13 protein-coding genes are annotated in these 16,409 nt (G+C 72.0%); 5 read left to right on the top strand and 8 right to left on the bottom strand.

Features of this window, described 5'->3' with window-relative positions:
- Window positions 1-172: 172 nt before the first annotated feature.
- From IG88_RS0128345 to IG88_RS0128365, 5 genes are all read right to left on the bottom strand, one after another.
- Window positions 173-2,209 (bottom strand): glycoside hydrolase, encoded by a 2,037-nt coding sequence (locus IG88_RS0128345; protein WP_031047146.1) that lies wholly within the window; start codon window positions 2,207-2,209, stop codon window positions 173-175.
- A 123-nt stretch (window positions 2,210-2,332) separates the two neighbouring features.
- Window positions 2,333-4,378 (bottom strand): beta-galactosidase, encoded by a 2,046-nt coding sequence (locus IG88_RS0128350; RefSeq protein WP_031047149.1) that lies wholly within the window; start codon window positions 4,376-4,378, stop codon window positions 2,333-2,335.
- A 28-nt stretch (window positions 4,379-4,406) separates the two neighbouring features.
- On the bottom strand, window positions 4,407-5,762 hold the full coding sequence (locus IG88_RS0128355) for an ABC transporter substrate-binding protein (protein ID WP_037836893.1): 1,356 nt from the start codon (window positions 5,760-5,762) through the stop codon (window positions 4,407-4,409).
- 92 nt (window positions 5,763-5,854) lie between these two features.
- Window positions 5,855-6,805 (bottom strand): carbohydrate ABC transporter permease, encoded by a 951-nt coding sequence (locus IG88_RS0128360; RefSeq protein ID WP_031047153.1) that lies wholly within the window; start codon window positions 6,803-6,805, stop codon window positions 5,855-5,857.
- A 7-nt stretch (window positions 6,806-6,812) separates the two neighbouring features.
- Window positions 6,813-7,739, bottom strand: a complete 927-nt coding sequence (locus IG88_RS0128365) for a carbohydrate ABC transporter permease (protein ID WP_031047156.1) — start codon at window positions 7,737-7,739, stop codon at window positions 6,813-6,815.
- Window positions 7,740-7,932: 193 nt separating this feature from the next.
- Between IG88_RS0128365 and IG88_RS0128370 the strand changes: the two genes are divergently transcribed.
- The 3 genes from IG88_RS0128370 to IG88_RS0128380 all read left to right on the top strand — a co-directional run bounded on the left by IG88_RS0128370 (window position 7,933) and on the right by IG88_RS0128380 (window position 11,969).
- Entirely contained in the window at window positions 7,933-9,033 is a 1,101-nt protein-coding gene (locus IG88_RS0128370; protein WP_063760652.1) for a LacI family DNA-binding transcriptional regulator, read from the top strand.
- A 102-nt stretch (window positions 9,034-9,135) separates the two neighbouring features.
- Window positions 9,136-10,938: a thiamine pyrophosphate-requiring protein gene (locus IG88_RS0128375; RefSeq protein WP_031047163.1), complete on the top strand. Its 1,803-nt coding sequence runs from the start codon at window positions 9,136-9,138 to the stop codon at window positions 10,936-10,938.
- A complete protein-coding gene (locus IG88_RS0128380; RefSeq protein WP_031047165.1) occupies window positions 10,935-11,969 on the top strand; it encodes an SDR family oxidoreductase in 1,035 nt (344 codons plus the stop codon). Before IG88_RS0128375 ends, IG88_RS0128380 begins: the two co-directional genes overlap by 4 nt.
- Before the next feature lie 26 nt (window positions 11,970-11,995).
- Here the strand turns inward: IG88_RS0128380 and IG88_RS0128385 are convergent, their stop codons facing one another.
- The 3 genes from IG88_RS0128385 to IG88_RS0128395 form a co-directional block, all read right to left on the bottom strand.
- Window positions 11,996-12,799: a hypothetical protein gene (locus IG88_RS0128385; RefSeq protein WP_031047167.1), complete on the bottom strand. Its 804-nt coding sequence runs from the start codon at window positions 12,797-12,799 to the stop codon at window positions 11,996-11,998.
- Between the two features lie 120 nt (window positions 12,800-12,919).
- Window positions 12,920-13,324: a hypothetical protein gene (locus IG88_RS0128390; RefSeq protein WP_031047169.1), complete on the bottom strand. Its 405-nt coding sequence runs from the start codon at window positions 13,322-13,324 to the stop codon at window positions 12,920-12,922.
- A gap of 79 nt (window positions 13,325-13,403) precedes the next feature.
- A complete protein-coding gene (locus IG88_RS0128395) occupies window positions 13,404-14,108 on the bottom strand; it encodes a GAF and ANTAR domain-containing protein (protein ID WP_031047184.1) in 705 nt (234 codons plus the stop codon).
- 114 nt (window positions 14,109-14,222) lie between these two features.
- On the opposite strand from IG88_RS0128395, the gene IG88_RS0128400 reads away from it, so the two are divergent.
- Entirely contained in the window at window positions 14,223-14,687 is a 465-nt protein-coding gene (locus IG88_RS0128400; RefSeq protein ID WP_234332338.1) for a MarR family winged helix-turn-helix transcriptional regulator, read from the top strand.
- Window positions 14,684-16,405, top strand: coding sequence for an MFS transporter (locus tag IG88_RS0128405; protein ID WP_031047190.1), 1,722 nt, complete (start codon window positions 14,684-14,686; stop codon window positions 16,403-16,405). The genes IG88_RS0128400 and IG88_RS0128405 overlap by 4 nt, the downstream gene beginning before the upstream one ends.
- Window positions 16,406-16,409: the final 4 nt, after the last annotated feature.

The raw sequence follows: 16,409 nt of genomic DNA on the forward strand, positions 1-16,409 counted from the left end.
CGGGCCAGCGTCCTGTGGGCTCTCCTGCGCGACAATCGGGTCTTCACCCCCGAGCTGCCGGTCGCGCGAGCGGCTTGACTCCGTCATTGAGACTCCTCGTGGTCGGGGGGGATGGGCGGCGGTCCCGTCCGCGGCACGGGTGGCGGCGCGGACGGGACCGCCGTCGGGGACCTCAGCCGGCGGACACGTCCGTCAGCGTCCAGCGCTGGTTGGCGCCGGAGTTGGGCGGCCAGGTCGTGACGGCCGCGCCCTCGTGGGTCGCCTGGCCGCCGACCTCGAGCAGGCGCCCGGTGGCCGCGTTGACCAGGGTCCAGGTGCCGTCGCCGGTGGTCGACGCCAGCCACTCGGCGGCCGCGTCGCGCCCGCCCCTGTCGGGCTCGGCCACCGGGACGTCGTCCCGCACGGCCAGACGTGTGCCGTCCCCGGGCCGGGTGAAGACGTACCGGTCGCGGGTCCCGCCGTCGTGGCGCACCGCGCTCAGCCGCCACTGCCCGGCGCCCGTGCCGGCCCCGCCGAGCACCAGGCCGGTGCCGTCCCCGGCCACGGTGACGGCCTTGCCGCTCTGCACGCCGGTCAGCGTGTAGGTGTGGCCCTTGCGCAGCGTGGCGGCGTCCTTCGCGACGCCCGAGACGCCCTCGATCGCGAAGGAGGTGACGGACTGGGCGGGCACGGTGAAGGTGGCCGTGCGGTCGCTCACCCGGACCGGGGCCCGCCGCTCCAGCTTGCCGTCGGCACTGGTGACGACCGGGGTGACGGTGGCCCGGCGGCTCACGTCGCGGAACTTGGACAGGTCGACGGTGACGGTACGGGCCTCGGTGGTGCGGTTGACGTGGACGAGGGAGGCGCCCTTGCCGTCGCGGGTGACGGCGGCGGCGCTGGAGGTGTCGTCCGTCTTGATCAGCCGGTCGCCGGGCTTGATGAAGTGGGTGAAGTTGCGGGCGGTGTCGAACTTGGTGTTGGTGCGGATCGGGCAGGTCTCCAGCGTGTCCCCGGCGGTGCAGTCGAACGGGAGCTGGATGCTGCCCCAGTTGCCGCCCTTCGCGGACTCGCCGCCCGGCTTCATGTTGTCGTAGTCCTCGACGGGCTGCCAGAACACCCAGGCACGCGGCTCCAGTTCGCGCAGGTCGTCGACGATCTGCTGGGCGAGGCCGAGCCCCGGCCGCATGTCCTCGAAGTCCTGGCCGTCGCCCCAGTCACCGCCCACCTCGCTCATCCACAGCGGCTTGTCCGCGGCCTTGGCGAGGTCCCGCACGGTGGTGCGCTGCCCGGTGCCGTAGGTGTGGACGTTCATCTGGCCGACGAGGGCGCGGTCGGCCGCGGAGTAGGCGCTCCAGTTCGTCGCGAAGGTTCCCGGGTTGGTCTCGTCCATCGCCGAGACGTCCGCCTCGACCTTCGCCTTCCGAAGAGCCGGGGCGAGGGCTCGCAGCACCTCGCGCTGCAGCTCGGGACCCATGTGGGCCCCTTCCTGCCGGCCGCCGACGGGCTCGCCGTCCGCGCCGAGCACGGTGCTCCAGTACGGGGTGTTGGGCTCGTTGAAGGGGTCCACGGTGTCGACCCGGATGCCCTCGGCCTTCTCCAGCCGCCGGGTCGCGCCCGCGAGATACGCGGCGAAGTCGTCCACCGACTCGGGCCGGAGCTGGTCGGCCGAGGAGTCGAAGCCGCCGGAGACGTATCCGCTGACGGTCATGAACCAGGGCGGGGAGTTGCTGAACGTCTCCCAGTGGTCGATGTCGTCCTTGATGCGCTGGATCCACCAGCGCTGCGTGGCGTCGGCGTTCTCGTTCCAGTCGGCCGGGTCGTCGGCGCTCCACCAGTCGGTGTCCTCGCGGGTCGTGCCCGCGGGCGCGTTCCACCAGCCCTCGACCGCGCCACCGGCCCGCAGGTAGTCCGCGACGTCGGGCGCGTTGCCGCCGCCGATGTTGTACCGGGCGATGTTCAGGCCCAGCCCGTCGTCGTCGAAGAGCAGCCGGGCCAGCTTCTCGCGGATCTCGGGCGGGTAGTCGCCGGTGGCGTTGGCGAACCAGACCAGGCTGGTGCCCCAGCCCTCGAACTCCTCCTGCTGGTACGACGGGTCCGGCCGCACCGTGACGGAGGCGGCGGCCGCGGCGGGTGCGGCCTGGACGGGGGCGCCGAGCAGGGCGGCCCCGGTGGCCAGGGAGGTGAGAACAGCGGCCCCGAGGAGGCGTCTGCTGCGGGTACGGCGTGCCATCGTGTGCTCCCAACGGAAAGGTGTGGTCGCTGCGGTGGCCCCCTCCGCCCGCCCGGGGCAGGAGGGGACGGCCCCGGAGCGGCCGCGTGCCGCTCCGGGGGGTGTCGGGGGTGGGGGGCGGGATCAGCCGGTGGGCGTGCGCAGGACGGCGACCTCCCGGGCCGCCAGGACGACGCCCCCCTCGTCGCCGGCGGTGCCCACCAGGACCTCCCCGGCGAGCCCGGGGACGGTCACCGTCTCGTCGGTGCGGTTGACCAGGAACAGGAACCGTCCGCCGGGGCCGCGGCGCACGGTGGCCTCGACGCGGCCCCGCGCCTCGGCGGGCAGCTCGCTCGTCACCCCGGCCGGCTCCAGGAGCCTCGGCAGCAGCGCGGCGAGGCCGTCGGCGCCGAGGCGGGTGGAGACGTAGGCGGCCGAACCGCTGCCCGTGCCGCGCCGGGTGACCGCGGGGCGGCCCGCCTGCGCGCCGGTGCGGTAGCGGACCAGGACCTCGGTCCCGGGGTCGGTGACCGTGACGTGGTCGGTCCACAGGCCGCCGGTGCTGCCGTCGTCCAGCTCGACGCTCTGCCCGGCGGGCAGTGGGCCGAACTCCTCGACGCGGATGCCCAGCAGGTCCCGCAGCGCGCCCGGGTAGCCGCCGAGCCACACGTGGTCGTTCTCGTCCACGATGCCGGAGAAGTACGTGGTGACCAGGTGCCCGCCCTGCTCGGCCCAGCGGGTGAGGTCCTTGGCCAGCGGGGCCGGCACCAGGTGCAGCACCGGCGCGATCAGCACCCGGTGGCGGCTCAGGTCGGAACCGGTCGTGACGACGTCGGCGCGCACTCCGAGGGAGAGCAGCGCCGAGTACCAGTCGAGCGCCTCCTGGTGGTAGTCGAGCAGCGAGGTGGGGTGCGAGTCCTGCTCGCTCGCCCACCGCGACTCCCAGTCGAAGAGGATGCCGACCTCGGCGGGCTCCCGCTCGCTCCCGGCGACCGGCGCGAGCGTCTTCAGCGTGTCGCCGAGCGCGGTGACCGAACGGAACAGGTCGCTGTCCGCACCCGCGTGCGGGACCATCGCCGAGTGGTACTTCTCGGCGCCGGCCGCCGACTGGCGCCACTGGAAGAAGCAGACCGCGTCCGCGCCGTGCGCCACGTGCGTCAGCGAGTCCCGGGCCATGTCGCCCGGCCGCTTGGCCAGGTTGACGGGCTGCCAGTTCACCGCGCTGGTGGAGTGCTCCATCAGGAACCAGGGCCGCCCGCCCGCGATGCCGCTGGTGAGGTTCGCCGAGAACGACAGCTCGTCACGGGCCTGCGGGTGCGGCACGACGTAGTGGTCGTTGGCGACGAAGTCCACCTCCTCCGCCCAGTCCGCGTAGTTCATGCCCTTGGTTCCCGGCATCACCATGAAGTTGGTGGTGACCGGAACGTCCGGGGTCAGCTCCCGCAGCAGGTCCCGCTCCGCGCGCAGGTGGTCCTTGAGCGCGTCCGAGGAGAAGCGTTTGAAGTCCAGTTGCTGGGTCGGGTTCGGGTGCGAGGCGGCCAGCCGGGGCGGCAGGATCTCCGCCCAGTCGCCGTAGCGCTGCGACCAGAACGCCGTGCCCCAGGCGTGGTTGAGGGCGTCCGTCGTGCCGTACCGCGCGCGCAGCCAGTCGCGGAAGGCACGGGCCGCGTCGTCGGAGTAGTCGTAGACGTTGTGGCAGCCCAGCTCGTTGTTGACGTGCCAGGCGACCAGGGCCGGATGGCCGGCGTAACGGGTCGCCAGCTTCCGCACCAGGCGCAGGGCGTGCTCGCGGAAGACGGGCGAGGTCGGGCGCCAGTGCTGGCGGGCCCCCGGCCACAGCGTCTCGCCCCGTTCGGTGACCGGGAGGATCTCGGGGTGGGCCGTGGTCAGCCAGGGCGGCGGGGAGGCCGTGGCGGTCGCCAGGTCGACGCCGACGCCGTTGTCGTGCAGCAGATCCATGACCTCGTCGAGCCAGGCGAAGTCCCAGATGTCGGGGCCCGGCTGGATGCGGGCCCAGGAGAAGATGCCGAGCGAGACGATGTTGACGCCGGCCTCGCGCATCAGCCGTACGTCCTCCTGCCACACCTCCCGGGGCCACTGCTCGGGGTTGTAGTCGGCGCCGAAGGCGAGACGGGGGGCGGGGGCACCGTCCGCGCCGCGGTGCGCGCGGGAGTGCAGGGTGGAGATCATGCCGGTCCTTCCGGTGTGGGGGCGTGCGCTACTTCTCGACGGTGAAGCCCTGCTCCTCGCCGTACTTGACCGAGGCCGCCTGCCAGGACTTGAGGCCCTCGGCCAGCGTGGTGCCGGAGACGTAGGCCTTGCCGACGGTGTCGTTGAAGACGGAGTTCGCGTACACCTGGTAGGGGAGGTACGCCCAGTCGCCGGGGACGTTCGCGGCCGACTCGGCGAAGATCTTGTTGGCCTTCTGTCCCCCGAAGTACGGGAACGCGGTGTCCTGGAACTTCGTGGACTGCAGGTCCGCGGTGGTCGCCGGGAACGCGCCGTTCTTCAGGCGGGTCTGCACGCCGTCCCCGGCGTTCGCGTACTCCACGAAGGCGTACGCGAGCGCCTCGTTCCCGCCCAGCTCCGGCAGTGCGAGCGCGCTGCCGCCGTTCTCCGCGCTGACCTTGCCGCCGGCGGTCCACTGCGGCATCGGGGCCACCCGCCAGTCGCCGGAGGCGGCCTTCGCGCCGGACTCCAGGTTGGCGGGCATCCAGGCGCCGGTCGCCAGCGTCGCGATGGTGCCGTCGGCGAGGCCCTTGTACCACTCGTCGGTCCAGGAGGGGACGGCGGCGAGCAGCTTCTCGTCGATGAGCCGCTGCCAGGTCCCGGTGAAGGTCCTGGCGCCCTCGTCCGAGAAGTCGATCTTCACCTTGGTGCCGTTCACCGTGTAGGGACGCGAACCGGCCTGCCAGAGCATGCTGGTGGCGAACCCGGCGTCGCCGTTGTCGGCGGTGATGTACGCCTTGGGGTCGGCCTTGTGCAGGGCGCGGGCGGCCTCCAGGTACTCCGCCCACGTGGTGGGCACCTCGATGCCGTACTTGTCGAAGACCTTCTTGTTGTAGAACAGCGCCATCGGGCCCGAGTCCATCGGCAGCGCGTAGATGCCGTCCGAACCGGCCTTCACCCCGTTCCACGGACCCGGGGAGAACTTGGCGGAGAGTTTGTCGGCGCCGAAGGACCTGAGGTCGGTGAGCTGCTTGGTCAGGGCGTACTGGCCCATGGCGTAGTACTCGATCTGGGCGACGTCCGGGACGCCCTTCTTCGCCGAGATGGCGTTCTGCAGCGCCGTGTACTCGTCCTTGTTGGTACCGGCGTTGACGAGGTCGACCTTGACGTTCGGATGGGCCTTCTCGAAGTCGGCGGCCACCTGCTTGAGCGTGGGCTCCCACGCCCAGACCGTGAGGGTGCCGCCCTTGTCGAGGGCCGCCTGTATGTCCGCCTCGGAGACGGCCTTGCCGCTGGAGCCCGAGTCGTCGGAGCCGCCGCAGGCGGTCGCGCCGAGGGCGAGGGCGCAGACGAGGGCGGTGCCGCGCAGCAGGCGGCGCGCGTGCTTGGTCAGGTGTGTGGGCATGGGCGTGCTTCCACTTCTTCGTGGCCGGAACCGGCACCGGTTGAGGGTGGGAGGGGAGGGACTGTCGGTGAGGGGCGGGAGCGGGGGAGGGGCTACTCCTTGACGCTTCCGGCGGCGAGACCGGACTGCCAGTACTTCTGGAGCAGCAGGAAGGCGACGATCAGCGGCAGGATGGTGAGGAGCGACCCGGTGACGACGAGGTTGAAGACGGCCTCGCCGCCCGCGGTCGCGGCCTGCTGGTTCCAGCTGTTGAGCCCCAGGGTCAGCGGATACCAGTCGGGGTCCTTGAGCATGACCAGCGGCAGGAAGTAGTTGTTCCAGGTCGCGACCATGGTGAACAGCAGGACGGTGACGATGCCGGGCGCCAGCAGCGGCAGGGCGACCGTGAAGAAGGTGCGCGCCTCGCCCGCCCCGTCGATGCGCGCGGCCTCAATCAGCTCGGTGGGGATGGCCTCGGTGGCGAACACCCACATCAGGTAGAGGCCGAACGGCGAGATCAGGGACGGGACGATCACCGCCCAGGGCGTGTTGGTGAGCCCCATCTTGCTGAACATCAGGAAGGTCGGCACCGCCAGCGCCGTACCCGGCACGGCCACCGCGCCGATGACGACGGCGAAGACGGCCCGGCGGCCGGGGAAGTCGAACTTGGCGAGCGCGTAGCCGCCGAGCACGGCGAGGAGGGTGGCACCGCCCGCGCCGAGCCCCACGTACAGCAGGGTGTTGAGCAGCCAGCGGGTGAAGACGCCGTCGTCGTAGGTGAACGTCTCGGCGATGTTGTCCCACAGGGCGAAGTCGCCGTCGAACCAGAGACCGGCGGAACGGGACAGCCCCTCCTGGGTCTTGGTGGCGCTGACGGCCAGCCAGACGAGCGGCACCAGGCTGTACAGCAGCACGAGCGAGGTGAGCACGGTCAGCAGCACACTGCGCCGGGGCCGGTCGGCGGAGTGCCGGCGCCGGGAGGCGCGCAGCCGGGGCACGGGGCCCGACGGGCCGGACGGCTCGGCCGTGGAACGGCCGGGGACGGTGGCGACGGGACTGGTCATCGCCGCATCACACTCCCTTGCGCATGCCGCGCAGCTGCACGACGTAGGCGATGACCATGGTGATCAGCCCCATGACGATGGCGACCGTCGCGGAGTAGTTGTGCTGCTGGCCGTTGAAGGACAGCGCGTACGTGTAGTAGTTCGGCGTGTAGTCCGTGGTGATCGCGTTGCGCGCCAGGGGCTGCAGGATGCTGGGCTCGTTGAAGAGCTGGAAGCTGCCGATGATCGAGAAGATCGTGGCGATCACCAGGGCCCCGCGGATGGCCGGGAGCTTGATGGCGGTGATCACCCGGATCTGGCCGGCGCCGTCGATCTCGGCCGCCTCGTACAGGGAGTGCGGGACGACGCGCAGCGCCGAGTAGAAGATCAGCATGTTGTAGCCGACGAACTCCCAGGTGACGATGTTGCCGATGGAGGCCAGCACCAGGCCGGGGGAGAGCGGGTCGGGCAGCGAGACGCCCAGCGCGCTGTTGATGTCACCGACCAGGCCGAACCGGGTGCCGTACATGAAGCCCCACATGAGGGTCGCCACCACGGCGGGGACGGCGTACGGCAGGAAGATGGAGATGCGGAAGAAGTCCCGGCCGTACAGGCGTCCGCTGTCGAGGGCCAGGGCGACCAGGAGCGCGATGCCGAGCATGATCGGCACCTGGACGGCGAGGAAGAGCGAGACCCGGCCGAGCGAGGCCCAGAACTGGTCGTCCCGCAGCGCCTCGGCGTAGTTGTCGAGGCCGACGAAGGTCGTCCCGCCGATGAGCTGGTCGCGGAAGAGGCTCAGGTAGACCGAGTAGGCGATCGGAGCGAGGAACACCAGGGCGAACACGGCCACGAAGGGGCCGAGGAAGCCCCACCCGGTCCAGGAACGGCGGTCCCGCCGCACCGGGGGTGGGGCCGGCCGCGGCTCGGCGGCGGCCGGCGGTTGCAGCGTCGTCATGTCGTTCCTCGCTCGTCCACGTTCTGGAACCCCTGCGCGATGTTTACGCAAACATCGCGCACCGCGAGAGGGTGCCGAGCTGTTATGTTTACGTAAACATCTGATGGCGGCATGTCTACACTGCCCCGATGACGACGGTCAAGGGTCCTTCCGCGTCAGGACCCGGCAGCGACAGAGAGGCGGCTGACGGAGAGTGAGCACGGCTGAGGAAGCCCCGACCGGCGCACCGGCGCGCCCCCGGCGCGGCCGGGTGCCCACGGCGTCCATGGCGGACGTCGCCCGGCTGGCGGGGGTCTCCTCCCAGACCGTCTCCCGGGTCTCGAACGGCTACGCGGGCGTGACCGAGGAGACCCGGCGGCAGGTGCTGGCGGCCATGAAGGAACTCGGCTACCGGCCCAACAGCGCGGCCCGGGCCCTCAAGCGGGGCGAGTTCCGCACCATCGGCGTCATCACCTTCTCGCTGGCCACCACGGGCAACGTCCGCACCCTGGAGGCCATCGCCACCTCCGCGGCCGGCGAGGGGTACGCGGTGACGCTGCTGCCGGTCGCCGTGCCCACCCAGGACGAGGTGCGCGGCGCGTTCTCGCGGCTGGAGGAACTCGCCGTCGACGCCGTCATCGTCATCATGGAGGTGCATCTCCTGGACGCGGCCTCCCTCACCCTGCCGCCCCACGTCCAGGTCGTCGTGGTCGACTCCGACGCCGGCGACCACTACACCGTCGTCGACACCGACCAGGCCGGCGGCACCCGGGCCGCCGTACGCCATCTGCTGGACCTCGGGCACGACACGGTGTGGCACCTGGCGGGTCCCGAGGACTCCTTCGCCGCCCAGCGACGCACCGACGCCTGGCGGCGCACGCTCACGGAGGCGGGCCGCACCCCGCCGCCGCTGGTACGGGGCGACTGGTCGGCGGAGTCCGGACACCGGGCCGGCCTCGAACTCGCCGCCCGCCCGGAGTGCACCGCCGTCTTCGCGGCCAACGACCAGATGGCCCTCGGCCTGCTGCGCGCCCTGCACGAACGCGGACGGCGCGTGCCCGAGGACGTCAGCGTGATCGGCTTCGACGACATCCCCGAGGCCGGCTCCTTCCTGCCCCCGCTGACCACCGTGCACCAGGACTTCGCCGAGGTCGGACGGCTGTGCGTGCAGGCGGTGCTGCGCAAGATGCGCGAGGCGGGTGAGGAGCGGGGCACGACCCTGGTGCCGACCCGGCTGGTGACCCGGGCGAGCACGGCGCCGCCACCGGTGCGCACCGGCCGCGACCCGGACGCGTGGGACGACCCCCCGGCGTAACCCGGGCGAGGAGGGCCGAAGGGGACGGACGGCCGGTTTAGGGGCGGCGCGCAGGGCAACCCCACAAGCCGACCGTCGTCCGCACACGTCCGGGAGAGCCCCATGACCCAAGTCTCCGACTTCGTCCTCCAGCGTCTGTCCGAGTGGGGCGTCCAGCGGGTGTACGGCTATCCGGGCGACGGCATCAACGGTCTGCTGGGGGCCTTCGACCGGGCCGACGGGGACCCGGAGTTCATCCAGGCGCGGCACGAGGAGATGGCCGCGTTCATGGCCTGCGCGCACGCGAAGTTCACCGGCGAGGTGGGCTGCTGCGTCGCGACCTCGGGGCCGGGCGCGGTGCACCTGCTCAACGGCCTGTACGACGCGAAGCTCGACCACCAGCCCGTGGTGGCGGTCGTGGGCCAGCAGAAGCGGCTGTCGCTGGGCACGAACTACCAGCAGGAGATCGCCCTCGACCGGCTCTTCGCGGACGTCTCCGAGTTCTGCCAGATGGTCGTCCACCCGGGGCAGGCCCGGCACGTCATCGACCGTGCCTTCAAGACCGCGCTGACCACCCGGGGCGTCGCCACGATCATCATCCCGAACGACGTGCAGGAGGAGGAGGCCATGCCCTCCCCGCCCAGGACGCACGGCTCGGTCTTCTCCAGCGTCGGCTGGAGCCGGCCCCGCGTGCTGCCCGACCCCGGCGAGCTGCGCAGGGCCGCGGACGTCCTCAACGCGGGCGAGAAGGTCGCGATCCTGGTCGGCCAGGGCGCGGCCAAGGCGGAGACCGAGGTGATCGAGGTCGCCGAACTGCTCGGCGCCGGCGTCGCCAAGGCCCTGCTCGGCCGCGAGGTCCTGCCCGACGACCTGCCGTACGTCACCGGGCCCATCGGCCTGCTCGGCAGCAAGGCCAGCGACAACATGATCCGGGGCTGCGACACCCTGCTCATGATCGGCAGCAGCTTCCCCTACTCGGAGTGGCTGCCGGAGGAGGGACAGGCCAAGGGCGTCGAGATCGACATCGACGGTCGCATGATCGGCATCCGCTACCCGATGGACGCCCACCTCGTCGGCGACTCCAAGGAGACGCTGGAGCAGTTGATCCCGCTGCTCGAACGCAAGAAGGACCGCGGCTGGCGGGAGAAGATCGAGAAGGACGTCCGGGAGTGGAACGACCTGTGCGACCGCTGGGCCGGTGAGCACTTCGGCAAGACGATCAACCCCCAGTCGGTCGCCGCCGAACTCTCGTCCAGGCTGCCGGACGGCGCCATCCTGTCGGCCGACTCCGGCTCGGGCACCAACTGGTGGGCCCGCCACCTCAAGCTCCGCGACGGCATGCGCGCCTCGCTGTCCGGCACGCTGGCCACGATGGGTCCGGGCACGCCGTACGCCATCGCGGCGCGGTTCGCCTACCCGGACCGGCCGGTGATCGCGTTCGTCGGGGACGGTGCGTTCCAGATGAACGGCATGAACGAGATGATCACCATCAAGCGGTACCTGGACCGCCTGTCCGGGCCCGCGCCGTTCGTCTTCTGCGTCTTCAACAACCAGGACCTCAACCAGGTCACGTGGGAACAGCGGGCCATGGCCGGCGACCCCAAGTACCCGGGCTCCCAGGACATCCCCGACGTGCCCTACGCCGCCTACGCCGAACTGCTGGGCCTCAAGGGCATCGTCTGCGACAACCCCAAGAAGGTCGGCGCCGCCTGGGACGAGGCGCTCTCCGCCGGGCGGCCCGTGGTCCTGGAGTTCAAGGTGGACGCGGAGATCGCGCCGATCCCGCCGCACATCATGAAGGAGCAGGGCAAGAAGGCCGTCAAGGCCGCGCTGCACGACCCGCAGGCCACCGGGATCGCCACCAAGGGCGTACGCCAGAAGCTCACCGAGTACGCCGAGCACCTTCCCGGCCGGGGCAGGAAGTGAGCGGCGCGCACCGCCGGGAACAGGTCGTCGTCGTCACCGGCGCGACCGGCGGCGTCGGCCGCGCCGCCGCCCGGGCCTTCGGCGCCCGGGGCGCCGCGGTGGCCCTGCTCGCGCGGGGCGAGTACGCCCTGGAACGGGCGGCCGAGGAGATCCGCGAGGCCGGCGGGCGGGCACTGCCCCTGGTCGTGGACGTCGCCGACGCGGAGGCCGTGGACGCGGCGGCCGGCCGGATCGAGGAGGAACTCGGCCCCATCGACGTATGGGTGAACGCCGCGTTCTCCACCGTCTTCGCACCCGTGGCCGAGATCCGGCCCGAGGAACTGAGGCGGGCCACCGAGGTGACCTACTTCGGGTTCGTGCACGGCACCCAGGCCGCACTGCGCCGCATGACGCCGCGCGATCGCGGCACCGTCGTCCAGGTGGGTTCGGCCCTGGCCGAGCGCAGCGTTCCGCTCCAGGCCGTCTACTGCGGGGCCAAGCACGCCATCCAGGGGTTCACCGAGTCGCTGCGCTGCGAGCTGCTGCACGACCGCAGCGGGGTGCGGGTGACCATGGTCCAGATGCCCGGGCTCAACACGCCCCAGTTCAGCTGGGTCCTCACCCGCCTGCCCCGCCATCCCCGCCCGGTGGCCCCCGTCTACCAGCCCGAGGTGGCCGCCGAGGCCGTGCTGTACGCGGCCGACCACCCCGAGCGGCGCGTGTACTGGGTCGGCGGCTCCACCGTCGCCACCCTGCTGGGCCAGAAACTCGCCCCCGGGCTCCTGGACCGCTACCTGGCCCGCACGGGCTACGACGGGCAGCAGACCGACCGGCCCGTCGACCCGTCACGGCCGGCCAACCTCTGGGAGCCGGAGGACGGCACCGCCCCGGACGACTACGGGGCGCACGGCGTCTTCGACGACGAGGCCCATCCGCGCAGCGTCCAGTTCTGGATCTCCCGCCACCGCAGGCCGCTGGCCCTGGCCGCCGCCGTGGCCGGGACGGCCGCCGCGGCCCTCGCGGGCGGCCGGCGGCGGCGCGCCGGCTGCTGACCCGGCCGCCGCGGTTCCCGGTTCGGTCAGTCCGGCCGGCGGTCGATGTTCCGCGCCCACCAGTGGTGTTCGCAGAACCAGTGTCCGACCATCGCGCCGCCGAAGACGACGAACCCGACCCCGATCAGCCAGGACTCCACCACCAGCACGATGCCGACCGCGCCGTAACTGAACGCGTTGTCGAGGATCAGCGGAGTGAAGAAGAGGTAGGAGAAGCCGCGCAGCCCGATCAGGCCCACCATCGTGGCGACCGCGCCCGGCAGCAGGTCGCGCCAGCGGACCTGGCCGCCCAGGAGGAAGTGCTGGCCCCACCAGAAGAAGAGCATGCCGCTGACGGTCGACAGGGCGATCCGCGCACCGCCGTGCAGGGCGGCGCGCGTCTGCACCTCCTGATAGAGGTAGGCGGTCAGCAGGATCACCCACGTCATCTGGCGCCAGATGCGGTGCCAAGGGCCGGCCGGCAGCTCCCAGATGCGCTCGTATCCGTTCTGGACGCTCGCCGCGAAGGACACGCCGAACACGCCGAGCAGGATGCCGCCCCACACGCTGGTGGTGCCGACCACCTTGGTCGGCGGGCTGATGATGTCGGTCAGCACACGGGCCGACCTCCCGGACAGCCCCATCCCGTCGGCCAGCCAGGAGGCGAAGCCCCCGCGGCCCAGCGGATCGGCCGCGGCCACCACGATCAGCAACGGTGCCAGCGTCACCAGGGCGAGCGTGGCGAACCCCATGGCCCGGTGCATCAGCTCCAGGTCCCGGCCGCGCCGGACCAGGGAGGACGCGGCCAACCAGTCCCACGCACGGTGGAACGGCCGCCACAACCGGTTCACGGGGGCTCCTCGGGGCTCCTCGGACGTCCTTTCGACGGCTCGCGACGGGGAACTGGGTGACCCGGCCGGCGCCCGGACAAACGTCGGTGCACCCGGACGGGGTCCGGACGCCGCCCCGGCTCAGGGATCGGTGCGCTGCTGGGCTTCCCGCATGCGCTCGTTGTGCCAGTCGATGGCGGCCCGTATCTGGGGCTCCTGGAGGCCCGTGCGGCAGCCGAGCTGGTCCATGGTCAGGGCCTGCGGTCCGGTGGTCAGGGCCCGGGTCAGCTTCGCCGCCCACAGCTCCTCGTCCACGAAGGGCCGGTCGGCGTACCCCGCCTTGATCTCGTCGAAGTGCTCGTCCGAGCACGTGGTGATGAGCCGGAGCCCGTCGAACCACTCGTTGGTGGCGTGCACCGCGGAGGAGTCCGGCACGTAGCCGCTCACGGACTCGTCCTCGGGGAAGACCCTGGCGCACAGGTCGCACAGCTCCATGGGGACCGGCTTGGCGGTCCGGCGGCCCTTTCTGCCCTTGCGCTTCCACATGGCGACTCCCGGGAATCGGTGTCCGGAATGCCGGAGTTACCCGTGGGGCGGGGAGCAAACGCCCCGCCGCGGCACTCCTTCACTGCGTCTGCCGGGGCAGGCCGCCCTGTTCGCAGACCCGCGCCGCCACGTCCCGCAGTTTGACGTTGTTGTCCTGCGAGTACCGGCGCAGGGCCGCGAAGGCCTGGTCCTCGCTGAGGCGGTGCCTGCCCATGAGGATGCCCATGGCCTCCCCGATGGTGTGCCGGGTGCCGACGGCCTCCTGCAACTGGGCGTGCGTACGGGCGCTGGAGAAGGCGACCGCCGCGTGGGAGGCGAGCAGCCAGCCGGCCGTCTCGTCGGCCGCGGTGAAGGCGCCCGGCTTGTAGGAGTAGAGGTTGAGGGCGCCGAGGTCCTCGTCCTCCGTGAACAGCAGGAAGCCCATCATGCTGCCGAGGTTCAGCTTGCGCGCCTCGGGGACGTACTTGGGCCAGCGCTGTGCCTCCCGGGTGAAGTCGGCGATCCGGAACTGCCGCTCGCCCGTGGAGGAGCGGGCGGCGTCGAAGCAGGGGCCCTCCCCGACGCGTCCCTGCAGTTCGTCGCTGTCGACGACGACCTGCTCGGTGGGGGCCAGTGACTGCACGTGACCGCGGCGCAGGATCAGGATGCCCGCGGCGTCGCAGTCCGTCACCAGCTCCGTGGCCGAGGTGGTGATCCGTTCGAGGGTGTCGTGCACCGATTCCTGGGCCAGCAGGTCACGGGCCAATGAGGCCATCTGCTCGGCGAAACCGCGCCAGTCGTCCATGCCGATTCCTCCCTCACTGTTTCCGAAGGTGTGCCCGGAGACGGCGGGACGCAATAGGGAGGGGCCGGCGCGACGCGTCTTGTTTCACGTTACATCTAAATGCATCATGCGCTTATGGACATGCCGACGCAGGGCCCGGACGATCTGATCCTCGCCGTGGAGGACATGGTCCGGTACGTACGGCACAGCGCCCGGTCCGGCGGCCTGAGCACCGCCGCCTCCTCGACGCTGGCCAGGCTGAACCGTGAGGGCCCCCGGCGCCTGACCGAACTGGCCAGGGCCGAGGGTGTCTCGCAGCCGAACATGACCCAGCTCGTCACCCGCCTGGAACGGGCGGGCCTGGCCGAACGGGCCGCCGACGCGAGCGACGGCCGCGGTGTGCTCGTGGCGGTGACGCCCGCGGGTCTCGAAGTGCTGGCCCGGCGCCGCGCCGAGCGGGCCGCGGCACTCCGGCTGCTCATGGACGACATGACCGGGCCGGAGCGGCAGGCCACCACGACCGCGCTCCTCGCCCTGGCCCGGGTCATCCACAACCGTCAGGAAACCCCGCAGGAAGCCTCGGAGGAAGACCGCGCATGAGTGCACCACGTGGAAAGGCCGCCAGTCCCTTCCGGCAGCCGGGGGCCGTCTGGGCGGTCGCCTTCGCCTGTGTCATCTCGTTCATGGGCATCGGCCTGGTCGACCCGATCCTGCCGGCGCTGGCCGAGAGTCTCGACGCCACCCCCAGCCAGGTCTCCCTGCTGTTCAGCAGCTACCTGATCGTCACCGCCGTCGCCATGCTCTTCGTCGGCTGGGTCTCCAGCCGCATCGGCGCCAAGCGCACCCTGGTCTCCGGTCTCGCCGTCATCGTCGTCTTCGCCGCCCTGGCCGGCGCCACCGACTCCATCAACGGCATCGTCGGCTTCCGCGCCGGCTGGGGACTGGGCAACGCCCTGTTCATCGCCACCTCGCTCGCGGTCATCGTGGCCTCCGCCAGCGGCGGCTTCAGCGGCGCGATCATCCTCTACGAGACCGCGCTGGGCCTCGGCATCGCCGTCGGGCCCCTGCTCGGCGGCGAACTGGGCGGCATCAGCTGGCGCGGCCCCTTCTTCGGCGTCGCCGCCCTGATGGCCGTCGCGCTGATCGCCACCCTCGCCTTCGTCCCCGACCTGCCGAGGCCCGAGCGGGTCACCTCGCCCCTGGCCCCGCTGAGGGCCCTGCGCCACCGCGGACTGCTGACCATGGGATTCATGGCCCTGCTGTACAACTGGGGCTTCTTCACCATGCTCGGCTACGCCCCCTACCCGATGGAGCTGAACGCCCACGAACTCGGCCTGGTCTTCACCGCCTGGGGCCTGCTGGTCGCCGCCTTCAGCGTCTTCTTCGCCCCCCGCCTCCAGGCCCGCTACGGCACCGCGCCCGTCCTCTACGCCAACCTGCTCGGCCTCGCCGTGGTCATGGCCGTCATAGCCGCCGGGGTCGACGACCCCACCACCGTGATCGTCGCGGTCGTCGTCAGCGGTGCCTTCATCGGCATCAACAACACCCTCACCACCCAGGCCGTCATGCTCGTCTCCCCGGTCGAGCGCCCGGTGGCCTCCTCCGCGTACGGCTTCCTGCGCTTCATCGGCGGCGGCCTGGCGCCCTACGTCGCCGGGAAGCTCGCCGACGCCACCGACCTGAGCGTGCCCTTCTACCTCGGTGCCGCCACCTTCCTCCTCGCCGTTCCCGTCCTGGCCGGCGGCCACCGGCTGCTGGCCAGGGCCGAGACCGCCTCCGGCGAGGGCGAACCCGTGGTGCCCACGCTGACCCCGGTCGGCTCTCCGGCCACGACCGACGCGCCGCCCGTGGTCGTGGCCGTCGGCGCCCACCACGGTGCGGCCGCCGTCGTGGACGCCGCGGCACGGCTCGCCCGCGACACCGGCAGCCCACTGGAGGTGGTCCACGTACGGCAGACCGCCGTCGTCGAGGAACAGGCCGCCGACACCGAGAGCGACGCGGAGGCGCAGGCCGCCGTCACCGCGCACCTCGACCGGCTCGGCGGCCTCGGTGTCGCCGCCACCGGCCAGATCCTCACCGGCGTCGGCGACCACGCCGCCGCGGGCCGCGCCCTGGCCCGGCACGCCGCCGAGGCGGGGGCCCGCACGATCGCGGTCGGCCGCTCCCCGCGCGGCCCGCTGGCCCAGTTCGCCGACGGCAGCTTCACCAGCGCCCTCACCCACGCCGCCGCCTGCACCGTCGTCCTCGTCGAGCCCGACGCGGAACCCCGCCCGCTGACCGCGCGCTCCCTCACGGAGCTGCGCGCCCGGGCGCGGTGAACGC

The organism is Streptomyces sp. NRRL F-5650 (assembly GCF_000721365.1).
GTDB lineage: Bacteria > Actinomycetota > Actinomycetes > Streptomycetales > Streptomycetaceae > Streptomyces > Streptomyces ardesiacus.

Excerpts from the sequence above, each read along its gene's own strand:
- IG88_RS0128345 (WP_031047146.1), bottom strand. The coding sequence starts at position 2,209 with ATGGCACGCCGTACCCGCAGCAGACGCCTCCTCGGGGCCGCTGTTCTC.
- IG88_RS0128350 (WP_031047149.1), bottom strand. The coding sequence starts at position 4,378 with ATGATCTCCACCCTGCACTCCCGCGCGCACCGCGGCGCGGACGGTGCC.
- IG88_RS0128355 (WP_037836893.1), bottom strand. The coding sequence starts at position 5,762 with ATGCCCACACACCTGACCAAGCACGCGCGCCGCCTGCTGCGCGGCACC.
- IG88_RS0128360 (WP_031047153.1), bottom strand. The coding sequence starts at position 6,805 with ATGACCAGTCCCGTCGCCACCGTCCCCGGCCGTTCCACGGCCGAGCCG.
- IG88_RS0128365 (WP_031047156.1), bottom strand. The coding sequence starts at position 7,739 with ATGACGACGCTGCAACCGCCGGCCGCCGCCGAGCCGCGGCCGGCCCCA.
- IG88_RS0128375 (WP_031047163.1), top strand. The coding sequence starts at position 9,136 with ATGACCCAAGTCTCCGACTTCGTCCTCCAGCGTCTGTCCGAGTGGGGC.
- IG88_RS0128390 (WP_031047169.1), bottom strand. The coding sequence starts at position 13,324 with ATGTGGAAGCGCAAGGGCAGAAAGGGCCGCCGGACCGCCAAGCCGGTC.
- IG88_RS0128395 (WP_031047184.1), bottom strand. The coding sequence starts at position 14,108 with ATGGACGACTGGCGCGGTTTCGCCGAGCAGATGGCCTCATTGGCCCGT.
- IG88_RS0128400 (WP_234332338.1), top strand. The coding sequence starts at position 14,223 with ATGGACATGCCGACGCAGGGCCCGGACGATCTGATCCTCGCCGTGGAG.
- IG88_RS0128405 (WP_031047190.1), top strand. The coding sequence starts at position 14,684 with ATGAGTGCACCACGTGGAAAGGCCGCCAGTCCCTTCCGGCAGCCGGGG.